Source organism: Streptomyces monomycini (genome assembly GCF_022271435.1).
GTDB lineage: Bacteria > Actinomycetota > Actinomycetes > Streptomycetales > Streptomycetaceae > Streptomyces > Streptomyces monomycini.
In genome coordinates, this window is the sequence record NZ_JAFIQY010000020.1 from 133,281 (window position 1) to 142,996 (window position 9,716).

9 protein-coding genes and 1 tRNA gene are annotated in these 9,716 nt (G+C 72.8%); 4 read left to right on the top strand and 6 right to left on the bottom strand.

Features of this window, described 5'->3' with window-relative positions:
- Positions 1 to 16: 16 nt before the first annotated feature.
- The 4 genes from JXZ78_RS22685 to JXZ78_RS22700 all read right to left on the bottom strand — a co-directional run bounded on the left by JXZ78_RS22685 (position 17) and on the right by JXZ78_RS22700 (position 3,043).
- Entirely contained in the window at positions 17 to 1,318 is a 1,302-nt protein-coding gene (locus JXZ78_RS22685) for an MAB_1171c family putative transporter (RefSeq protein ID WP_033038366.1), read from the bottom strand.
- A complete protein-coding gene (locus JXZ78_RS22690) occupies positions 1,315 to 1,878 on the bottom strand; it encodes an ImmA/IrrE family metallo-endopeptidase (protein ID WP_238783301.1) in 564 nt (187 codons plus the stop codon). The genes JXZ78_RS22685 and JXZ78_RS22690 overlap by 4 nt, the downstream gene beginning before the upstream one ends.
- 8 nt (positions 1,879 to 1,886) lie before the next feature.
- Positions 1,887 to 2,327 carry a helix-turn-helix transcriptional regulator gene (locus tag JXZ78_RS22695; protein ID WP_030021442.1) on the bottom strand — a complete coding sequence of 147 codons (441 nt, stop codon included), beginning with the start codon at positions 2,325 to 2,327 and terminating at the stop codon, positions 1,887 to 1,889.
- A 628-nt stretch (positions 2,328 to 2,955) separates the two neighbouring features.
- A tRNA-Leu gene (locus JXZ78_RS22700) sits at positions 2,956 to 3,043 on the bottom strand.
- A 235-nt stretch (positions 3,044 to 3,278) separates the two neighbouring features.
- Here JXZ78_RS22700 and JXZ78_RS22705 point away from each other — a divergent pair.
- The 3 genes from JXZ78_RS22705 to JXZ78_RS22715 all read left to right on the top strand — a co-directional run bounded on the left by JXZ78_RS22705 (position 3,279) and on the right by JXZ78_RS22715 (position 6,023).
- A complete protein-coding gene (locus tag JXZ78_RS22705) occupies positions 3,279 to 4,604 on the top strand; it encodes a M20/M25/M40 family metallo-hydrolase (RefSeq protein ID WP_030021443.1) in 1,326 nt (441 codons plus the stop codon).
- Between the two features lie 189 nt (positions 4,605 to 4,793).
- Positions 4,794 to 5,027, top strand: a complete 234-nt coding sequence (locus tag JXZ78_RS22710) for a chaplin (protein ID WP_030021444.1) — start codon at positions 4,794 to 4,796, stop codon at positions 5,025 to 5,027.
- A 144-nt stretch (positions 5,028 to 5,171) separates the two neighbouring features.
- On the top strand, positions 5,172 to 6,023 hold the full coding sequence (locus JXZ78_RS22715) for a chaplin (RefSeq protein ID WP_030021445.1): 852 nt from the start codon (positions 5,172 to 5,174) through the stop codon (positions 6,021 to 6,023).
- A 417-nt stretch (positions 6,024 to 6,440) separates the two neighbouring features.
- Here JXZ78_RS22715 and JXZ78_RS22720 read toward each other — a convergent pair whose 3' ends face one another.
- Complete coding sequence (locus JXZ78_RS22720; protein WP_018537156.1) at positions 6,441 to 6,629, bottom strand: DUF5703 family protein; 189 nt, start codon at positions 6,627 to 6,629, stop codon at positions 6,441 to 6,443.
- Positions 6,630 to 6,676: 47 nt separating this feature from the next.
- Here JXZ78_RS22720 and JXZ78_RS22725 point away from each other — a divergent pair, with 47 nt between their 5' ends.
- Positions 6,677 to 7,378: a hypothetical protein gene (locus JXZ78_RS22725; protein ID WP_030021446.1), complete on the top strand. Its 702-nt coding sequence runs from the start codon at positions 6,677 to 6,679 to the stop codon at positions 7,376 to 7,378.
- Between the two features lie 87 nt (positions 7,379 to 7,465).
- Here JXZ78_RS22725 and JXZ78_RS22730 read toward each other — a convergent pair.
- Positions 7,466 to 9,716, bottom strand: a 2,251-nt coding sequence (locus tag JXZ78_RS22730) for a helix-hairpin-helix domain-containing protein (protein WP_238783302.1), incomplete at its 5' end; no start/stop codon positions are given.

The following is a 9,716-nucleotide window of genomic DNA, read 5'->3' on the forward strand; positions in this document are numbered from 1 at the left end:
GGCCGGTCCGTACGGATCACTGTCCGGCCCGCGCCGTCGCGGGCCGGAGGCGGGCGAACGCCCGGGACACCTTGACCAGCCACGCCACGTCGGCGGAGAAGTCCGGCCCGCCGACCGCCACGGACGCGGGTGCCCCGCCCGATTCCGCGGGGTCCTGCGCGGCGCTGCCGGGACCGTCCATCAACAGGCCACCCGTCGCCGCACCGTCCACTGCCGGGCCGCCCACCGCCAGGCCGTCCGCCGCGTCCCCGTCCGGTACCGGCACCGGTACCTGCCCCGGCGCCCGGGGCCCGGCCGCGAGCGCCGCCGCGATGTGCGCCGCCTCCGCCTCGGCGTGCCGCTGCTCGGCGGCTCCCTGCCCCGGCGCGGGCACCGCGCCCGGAACGCCGTGGTGCCCGCGCAGCGCCAGACAGCCGTCCCGGATCTCGATCACCCGGCGGTGCAGATGGAACCGCAGGTCGTACAGGGCCGACAGGTCGCTGCCGGTGCTGGACGGCAGCGAGATCTCCGGATGGGCCTGGTGCAGGGCCAGCCACAGCGGGCGCAGCAGCCGGTAACTGCGGTAGTCCGACAGCCAGCCGCGGGCGGCGGAGACCCGCGGCCCCCACAGCGGCGCGGTCCAGCCGACGATGTTGAGGACCATGCCGATCGTCAGCGTCGTACGGGACACGTCGGACCATTGCAGCGGATTCCAGCCGTACTGCGTCAGGAAGACATCGGCGTACCGGCCGGCCGGATAGACCAGCTCGACAGCCGCGCCGGCCGCCGCGATACGCAGCCCGCGGCGCACCCACGCATGGTCGGTGAGCTTGGCGAAGTGCCAGCACGCACGGGCCACCAGGACCTTGCCGACCACGAACGCGGTCAGGTACGCGGCCTGATAGGCGACGAAGAACGGCTGGTCGCCCAGGTGCTTGAAGACGTTGCGCGGCGGGCCCTGGAGGGTCGCCAGGAAGAACAGCACCGCCATAGTCACCGGCACCACCGCGAGCAGCAACAGCCGCCGCCTGGCCCGCACCCGGGCCTCGTCCCGCGGGTACATCCAGTGGATCAGCAGGATCTGCTGGCTGGCGAGCACCGCGATGATCCACAGCTGGACCGAGACGTTGTACCAGGTGATGGTGCCGAACAGGGTGCCCGTCCAGCGGGCGGGGCTGGACATCGCCAGGTACATGCCCTGGCAGCCGAAGGAGACGCACAGTGCCGTCAGCCCCGCGTTGCGGCGGTGCCCGCGCAGCAGCGGTACGAGGGTGTAGGCGAACGCGATCCAGCAGGCGAGCGCGGCGATCGGGTAGCGGATGTGGGTGATGCCGGTCATGAACCGTCCTCACGGCGCCAGTTCAGCGAACCGTGCACCCGGCCCAGCGCGCTGTCCGGGTCCGGCGCCGCCGCACCACCGCGTGGAGCCGCGCGCAGCGCCTCCCCGAGGAGAAAAGCCATGACCTCTGCTTCCTGTTCCTGGGCGTCCGAGTAGTTCTCGCGGTACAGCAGGTCCTGTACGAGGGAGGGGTCGAGGTCGGGGAAGAGCAGACTGCCGGGGTCGGTCCCGGGGACGCCGACTCCGTGGTGACCGCAGATCATGTGGGCCAGTTCGTGGGCGATGATGTGTTCCTGATGGTGGCGGCTGGTGTGCGCCTCGTAGACGACGTAGTCCGTACCGGGGAAGGACAGCCACAGACCGCACGGCCCCGAGGTCTCCATCGGCATGGCCACCAGTTCGAGTTCCCGCCCCCGTACCCGGACCAGGTGGTCGCACAGCTGCGGGAGGTCGTAACAGGCGGGAAGTCCGAACGACGCCAGTTTGTCCCGGCATTGCCGGCGCATGGCCTTCATCCCGGAAGACCCGTTGCCGTGGCGGCCACGCCAGGGGAAGGGCATCCGGAGCACTACTCCTCGCCGTCGGCCGAACGGCTCGGCTGCCGGCCACGCGCCGCGCCGCTGGTGGCGTGCAGCAGGCTGACCTCGCGGATGATGCGGGCCAGCGACTTGCGGCCGGAGTCGTCCATGCTCATGGCGCGCAGCGCGATGTCGCGGACCTCCGCGTTGCCCATCGCCGAGGCGAGCGCGAGCTGGGAGTCGACGCGGTCGGCGGTGTCGTCGTCGAAGAAGTAGGCCACCGGCACCCGGAAGAACGCGGCGAGCGCCTCCAGATGGCGCTTGGTGGGGTTGGTGCGCTGACCGGTGCGCAGCTGCCAGACGTAGGTCTTGGAGAACGTGCCGCCACTCAGTTCGCTGCACCCGCGTGCGACTTCCTCGTAGGTGTACTCACGGCCGTTCGCGCGGATCGTGGTGAACAGCTTGTCGACCTTCCCGGCCAGTGACGACATCAGGTCTCCTTCGTGAACGCGCCGGGGTGAGCTGCCTGGAGTGCCAACTCATCCTAGTTGACAGGACTCTTGCGTGCACTTACCGTCGGAGCGCGTTAGCGGAGATGAACAGAGCAGTTCCGATGTCCACTCACGCGGACGACGGGGGTGTCCGCCTGAGGGAGAGCTCGTCGCGACGGCGGCCGGTTGCCACGGTCGCGCGGCGCCGGCGCGATGAGCCGCTGCCCCACGGCGGCGCGGACTGCCGTTCAGCCGCCCCCCCACCCACGCTGTCCCGTGACCACCGTCGCTTCGAGCTGACGGTCAAGAGGCGTCGCCTCGGCGGCGAACGCGGCACGGTACGCATCGGAGTCCATCACGAACGGCCGGTCGGACCGGTACCGGACTTCCCGAAGTTCCCCCGACATGGGCGAGACGGCCGACGTGGCACTCGGTGCTGCGGACCGCAGGCGCGCGGTGGCCGCGCCGACCGGTCCCTGTCCTGTGACGAGGTGAACACTCATGCGCGCCGGGTGGCGAGCGGAGATCGGTCGGACGCCGTCGGTCCCGGTCGCGTTCCGTCGGCGGGTGGTCGGTCGGGCCCATGCCGACGAACGCAAAAGAACCCCAGCTGAGCTGGGGTTCCTGCTGGTGTCCGAGGGGGGACTTGAACCCCCACGCCCGATAAAGGGCACTAGCACCTCAAGCTAGCGCGTCTGCCATTCCGCCACCCGGACCAGGTGTCTGCCGGTGTGGCCCGCTGGGCCGTTCCGACATGGAAAACAATAGCAAACGTTCAGGGGTGGTCGATCACGGCCGTCCGGCGCCAGGGGTACGCCTGTGACCAGCGCATGTCGGGAGTATTGCGGCCTTGGGCGCAGGGCCGCCGAGAGAGAGGATGGCGGTGGACCCCCGCCGCGGTCCGGGCCCCCTTCGGGAGGACGGCGCGGCCGTGAACCATGAGGAGGCAGTGTGAGCGAGTCGCAGCCGGCCCGTACGGTCACCGGCGAGGACGAGGTCGTCGACCTGTGCCGGGACCTGATCAGGATCGACACGAGCAACTACGGCGACCATTCCGGCCCCGGTGAGCGCGCCGCCGCCGAGTACGTGGCGGAGAAGCTCGCCGAGGTCGGCCTGGAGCCGCAGGTCATCGAGTCGCACAAGGGCCGCGCCTCGACGGTGGCCCGCATCGAGGGCACGGACCCGTCGCGGCCCGCGCTGCTGATCCACGGGCACACCGACGTGGTGCCCGCGAACGCGGAGGACTGGACCCACCACCCGTTCTCCGGGGAGATCGCGGACGGGTGTGTGTGGGGCCGCGGCGCGGTCGACATGAAGGACATGGACGCGATGACGCTCGCGGTCGTCCGCGACCGGCTGCGCTCCGGGCGCAAGCCGCCGCGCGACATCGTGCTGGCCTTCCTCGCCGACGAGGAGGCGGGCGGCGTGTACGGCGCCCGGCACCTCGTCGACAAGCACCCCGGGGTCTTCGAGGGGGTGACGGAGGCCATCGGCGAGGTCGGCGGCTTCTCCTTCACCGTCAACGAGAACCTGCGGCTGTACCTGATCGAGACGGCCCAGAAGGGCATGCACTGGATGCGGCTGACCGTGGACGGCACGGCCGGTCACGGGTCGATGACCAACAACGACAACGCGATCACCGAGCTGTGCGAGGCGGTCGGGCGGCTGGGACGGCACAAGTTCCCGGTGCGGGTGACCAAGACCGTACGGTCCTTCCTCGACGAGCTGTCGGACGCCCTGGGCACCGAGCTCGACCCGGAGGACATGGAGGAGACCCTCGCCAAGCTGGGCGGCATCGCGAAGATCATCGGTGCCACGCTGCAGAACACCGCGGCACCGACCCAACTGGGCGCCGGCTACAAGGTCAACGTCATCCCGGGCCAGGCGACCGCGGCCGTCGACGGCCGGTTCCTGCCCGGCCACGAGGAGGAATTCCTCGCCGATCTGGACCGTATTCTCGGCCCGCGGGTAAAGCGCGAGGACATTCATGCCGACAAGGCACTGGAGACCGGTTTCGACGGCCCGCTGGTGGCGGCCATGCAGTCGGCCCTGAAGGCCGAGGACCCGATCGCGCGGGCCGTTCCGTACATGCTCTCCGGCGGTACGGACGCGAAGTCCTTCGACGACCTCGGTATCCGGTGCTTCGGATTCGCGCCGCTGAAGCTGCCGCCGGAGCTGGATTTCGCCGGGATGTTCCACGGCGTGGACGAGCGGGTGCCGGTCGACGGACTGAAGTTCGGTACGCGTGTACTCGACCGGTTCATCGAGCAGAGCTGACCGGCGAATTGCCGCGGTGCGACGCGGAAAACCGGGCCCTGACGTGGTACGCCGCCCGGGCTTTCGGCCAGGTGTGCGCATGTAGCCGGAACGGGTGAATGGCGTCATAGGCTCGTAGCTTCATCACCTTCTCCTCGTTGCAGAGAGTGCGGTCCGCGGCTGGGACCGCATTGCCAACAAGGAGGAATAATGATCAAGAAGGTCGTCGCTGCCGCGGCTGCCACCGGCGGTCTGGTGCTCGCTGGCGCGGGCATCGCCGTCGCCGACGCGGGGACGCAGGGCGCTGCCCTGAACTCCCCGGGTGTCATTTCGGGCAACACCCTCCAGGTCCCGGTCCACGTGCCGATCAACCTGTGCGGCAACACGATTGACATCGTCGGGCTGCTGAACCCTGCCTTTGGCAACACCTGCGTCAACGACTGACGCTGTGCCTGAATCCGTAAGGCTGTAACCCCGGTCGGCTCCGGAGTGCGCGCCATGCACTCCGGAGCCGACGGTTGTTCCGGCCCGCGGCCGTGCGACGCGCCGCGGGTCATTCGGAAGTCAGAGGCAGGGGAGAGCGAACCTATGCGACAGGTCGCGAAAAAGGGCCTGATCACGATGGCGGCAGCGAGCGGTGTACTGGCCGTCGCGGGCAGCTACGCGCACGCGGATTCCGGTGCGCAGGGGAATGCCGCGCATTCCCCGGGGGTGTTGGGCGGCAATGCCGCCCAAATCCCCGTGGACATCCCGGTGCAGGCCTGCGGGAATTCCGCGAACGTCGTCGGACTGCTGAATCCCGCCATGGGAAACCGCTGCGAAAGCGGCGGCGGCGCGTCCGGCGGACGGAGTCACGGCGCCAACGGGCGCGGCGGCGGTGGCGCCGGTGCCCAGGGCTCGGCGCAGGGTTCGCCCGGTGTGGGATCGGGCAACCAGGTGCAGGCGCCGATCCACGCGCCCGTCAACGCCTGCGGCAACTCGGTGTCGGTCGTCGGACTCGGCAACCCCGTCAACGCCAACGGCTGCGCGGAAGAGGGCGGCAGCACCGGCGACGGCACCGGTACGGGCACCGACCACGGTTCGACGCCGGACACCCCGGCCGGGCAGGACCCGCGGCCGACCGACGGCCGGCCGGGCCCACGGGCCCCGGGCGGTTCGGCGTCCCCGGCCGAGGACCGAGCGGGCGAACCGGCCGGCCCGGCCGCCCCGGGGCACCGGCCGCACACGACGGACACGGCGGGCGCCGTACAGGAACGGGCACCGCAGCTCCGCGAGGAGGAGTCGACGCCGCGTACGCGGATCGACACCCCGCCCGGGGACGGGGAGCACTTCCTCGCCCAGACCGGTGCGGGAGCGCTCGGCATCGCGCTGCCGGCGAGCGCGGGCCTGCTGATCGGCGGTGCGGTGCTGTACCGCCGCGCGCGTTCCGCACGGGCCTGACCGTCCGCGGGCGCTCCGCCCGGGACCGGCCCGGCCGCCAGGCGTACCGAACGGGCGCAGGGCGAACGGGTGGCGGCGGTGTCGGTGGCGGTGGCGGTGGCGGCCGGTCGTGTACCGGCCCGTCCGCGCCGTCAGGCCGGCACGGCAGAGCGGGCCCCGCGCCGGCGGGGCCCGCTCTGCCGTATGCGGAGGGGTCGAGGAGGGGGCTGACGGCCGACGGCCCGGCGTTCCGGAGCCTGTCGTTCCGCATACCGCCGTTCTGCATCCCGCCGTTCTGCATTCCACCGTTCCGGAGCCTGTCGTTCCGGATCCTGCCGTGCGCGGGGCTGTCCGGCACCGGCGCGAGCGGATCGTGCGGAACCGGGGATTCCGGAGATGGTCATACGGTCCGGCCCGTGCCGCGGCGGTGGTGACCGGTCACCAGGTCGCCCGGAGCTGGCGGATGATACGGCGGCGCAGCCGCACGCGGCGGCTGCCGTCAGGGTTGAGGCGCAGGCGGTCCAACTCCCAGTGTCCGTACTCGGCATGGTCGGTCAGCAGGCGTGTGGCGGCCTTGCGGGAGACCCCTCGCGGCACATACACATCGCAGAATTCGTATTCCGGCATCGCATCTATTGTGCGGGACCGGCCCCGGTACGGATAGCGTCTGCACTATGTCTGATGCTGCGCAGCCTTCCGCTGCCGAGGTACGTGCCGCCGCCGAGGCGGTCAAAGCCGCGCTGGACCGTCACCTCGACGCGGTCGAACACCGCTCGGGCCAGGACGACCCCGCCGTCTACGCCGCGTTCGACGAACTCGCCGCGGCGGCTGAGGCGTACGACGAGCTGCTGTACGACACCTATGACGAGGTCACCCCCTTCGAGATCCCCGGCAACGACACCCTGCCCGCCTACGCGGGGCCGGAGGAACCCAGCGCGCTCAGCGTGCTGATCCGGCGCGACTACGCGGTGGTCGAACCACAGCGGCTGCTGTCGCAGGCCCAGCGGATCGCCGATCTGGACCCCGAGTCGGCCGCCGACGCCGCGGCGGAGGCCAGGGCGGTCAACGGTGGCACGGGATCGGTGGCCGGCGTGGTCGGCAGCAGCGTGCACGCGGCGCTGGGGGTGCTCTTCGGGGAGTTCGAACCGGACGAGATCGCCACCCGGCACAAGGAGTTCGGTCTGGAGGAGGGCGACTCCACCCTGTGGGTCGTCGCCGCCGACGAGACGCCCGAACCGGGGGAGTGGCTGTCCGCGCCGTTCGACCAGACCGATCCCCAGCGGGTGGTGTGCCGCTTCGACGTCAGCTCCGTCTTCGACGAGGAACTGGGCGCCGATGACGACGACATCCTGGAGACGCTCGACGGGGAGCGCTGACGGCGTACGGACATCCGCCGGAAGGCCGTACGGCGGTGCCGGGGCGGCGCGTTGCCGCGTGTCGCCCCGGCACCGGGCGTCCTGGGGTCAGCCGGCCGACGCGTCCGCCGTGGCCTGGGCCGTGTGCAGTTGGAGCAGCGTCCGCAGGCGGGTGGTGCGCTCCTTCGCCGGAATCTCCGCGACCGCGCGCGGCAGCGCCTGGTCCACGCCCTGCACGACGGACAGATGGCGCTCGGCGCGACTGAAGGCGGTGTACACCCAGGAGCGGGTGAGCCCCTTCGCGGCGTCGCCCGGCAGCACGGCCACCACGGCGGGCCAGCGCGCCCCGGCCGCCTGGTGGGCGGTGACGGCCCAGCCGTGCCGCACGGTCTCCGGGCTCACCCGCTCACGGGGTACGACCACGGGGGAGCCGGCGCAGTCCAGGTGCAGTCCGGCCGCGTCGGCGCCGGTGACCTGGCCGGTGACCGTACGTCCGGGGGCGGGCGAGTAGGCGACGCGGTCGCCCGGGTCGAAGCCGCCGAACCGGCCGGGTCCCGGGTTGAGCCGCTCCTTGAGGGCTGCGTTCAGCGCGCGGGTGCCCGCGGCGCCGCCGTGGCCGACGGTGACGACCTGCGTCTGCTCGGCGGGCACACCGATCGCCCGGGGCACCGAGTCGGCGAAGAGCTGGACGGTACGGTGCACCGCCTCGCCGGGGTCGCGCGCCGGAATGATCACCACTTCCTTGCCGGGGGCCTCGACCTGGTTCAGCTCGCCGATGCCGATGCCCGAGACCAGCTCGCCGACCGGCCCGAAGTCCGGGGTGCGGGAGGCGACCTGGGGACAGCAGCGGGCGGCCAGCACGTCCGCGAAGAGCCGGCCGGGGCCGGCCGACCACAGCATGCCGGGGTCGCCGCTGAGCACCAGCCGGGCGCCGTCGGCCAGCGACTCCACCAGCATCGCGGCGGTCTCCAGGTCCAGTTGCGGCGCGTCCAGGACGACGAGCAGGTCCAGGGCGAGCGCGCCGTCCGCGTCCCGGCCGGGGCCTTCGCGGCCGGCCAGCAGCCCGGAGAGCGTGACGGCGGCCGCGGAGGCGTCACCGGGTGCCCGGGCCGCGGCGAGGCCGGTGTACGCGTCGGCGGCCTCGGCGAGGTGCCGGGCCAGGCGGGCACGGCCGTCCGGGGCATGGGTGGCGCCGCACGCCCGCAGCCCGAGCGCGCGGGCCGCGGCGATCAGCGCGGCGGGCTCGGCGCGGGCGGCCTCGGCGCCGGTGTGCGCGATCAGGCCGCTGCGGGCGGCCGTACGGATCAGCTCCGCCGCGGAGGGCGAGGGGGCGGCCGCGGCGGCCGCTTCCCACGCGGTGGCGGAGGGCTGCCGGACGGCCTGTACGGGGAGGTCTTCCTCCTCCTGCGGGCTGCCGGATGGGACTGAGAGGCCGGACGGGTCCGAGAGGTCGGATGGGACTGAGAGGTCGGACGGGGCTGAGAGGTCGGACGGGTCCGGCGCGGCCTTCGGGGGCGACACGTCGTCCGGGGCCGGTGTGCCGACCGGGGCCGGTGTGTCGCCCGTGGCCTGCTGGGCGTGCGTGGCCTGCTGGGCGTCCGTGGAGGCGGCGTCGTCCGAGGGCCGGCCGTCGTCCGTCTCGGTGGCGTCGTCCGAGGCCTGTTCCCCGCCCGCTTCGGTGGGCTCCTCGAAGGTGTTGAGCAGCCGCGCCAGGCCGTCCGCGACGCTCTCCTCGGCCATCGCGAACCGGTCGAGCCCGAGCAGGACCCGGACCGGCTGCTCCTCGTCCTCGTCGCCGGCCGACGGACGGGCTCCGCCGGGCGTCTCGACGGCGTCCTGGAAGACCAGCACGGCGCCCTCGGCGATGGCCGTCTGGAGGGCTTCGTCCGGGTCCGGTACGGACCGCTGGGCGAGCGCGGCGCGCAGCGCGGGCGCCTCCAGCGCGGAGTGCCCCGCCAGGGCGGCCTGCTCCAGCAACCAGCCGACCAGGGCCTGTGCGCGCCGGTCGTCGCCCGGCCCGCACTCCGGGCCGAGCAGCGCCCGCGCGAAGCCGTCGGCCTGCTCGGGGCGGACGCCCGGCACGGCGAGCAGCTGCCACGGGTCCTCGCGCAGCGCCTCCGCCGCGCGCTCGCCCAGCGTCTCGGCGGTCTTCTCGGCCAGCGCCTCCGGTGCGCCGCCCGCCGCCAGGACCTGCCGTACGCCGTCGAGGCCGGGGGCAAGTTCCGCGGTCGTGGCCGGATGGGGTGTCGTGTGCGCGGCGGGGGCGGGGCGGCCGCCGCCGTCACCGCCCGGGGCCGTACGGGTGTGGCCGGCGGCGCTGTCCTGGTGCGGCCCGGCGGCGGCCTGCGGCGGGGCGCCC

Excerpts from the sequence above, each read along its gene's own strand:
- JXZ78_RS22720 (WP_018537156.1), bottom strand. The coding sequence starts at position 6,629 with ATGCCGGAATACGAATTCTGCGATGTGTATGTGCCGCGAGGGGTCTCC.
- JXZ78_RS22725 (WP_030021446.1), top strand. The coding sequence starts at position 6,677 with ATGTCTGATGCTGCGCAGCCTTCCGCTGCCGAGGTACGTGCCGCCGCC.
- JXZ78_RS22685 (WP_033038366.1), bottom strand. The coding sequence starts at position 1,318 with ATGACCGGCATCACCCACATCCGCTACCCGATCGCCGCGCTCGCCTGC.
- JXZ78_RS22690 (WP_238783301.1), bottom strand. The coding sequence starts at position 1,878 with ATGCCCTTCCCCTGGCGTGGCCGCCACGGCAACGGGTCTTCCGGGATG.
- JXZ78_RS22695 (WP_030021442.1), bottom strand. The coding sequence starts at position 2,327 with ATGTCGTCACTGGCCGGGAAGGTCGACAAGCTGTTCACCACGATCCGC.
- JXZ78_RS22710 (WP_030021444.1), top strand. The coding sequence starts at position 4,794 with ATGATCAAGAAGGTCGTCGCTGCCGCGGCTGCCACCGGCGGTCTGGTG.
- JXZ78_RS22715 (WP_030021445.1), top strand. The coding sequence starts at position 5,172 with ATGCGACAGGTCGCGAAAAAGGGCCTGATCACGATGGCGGCAGCGAGC.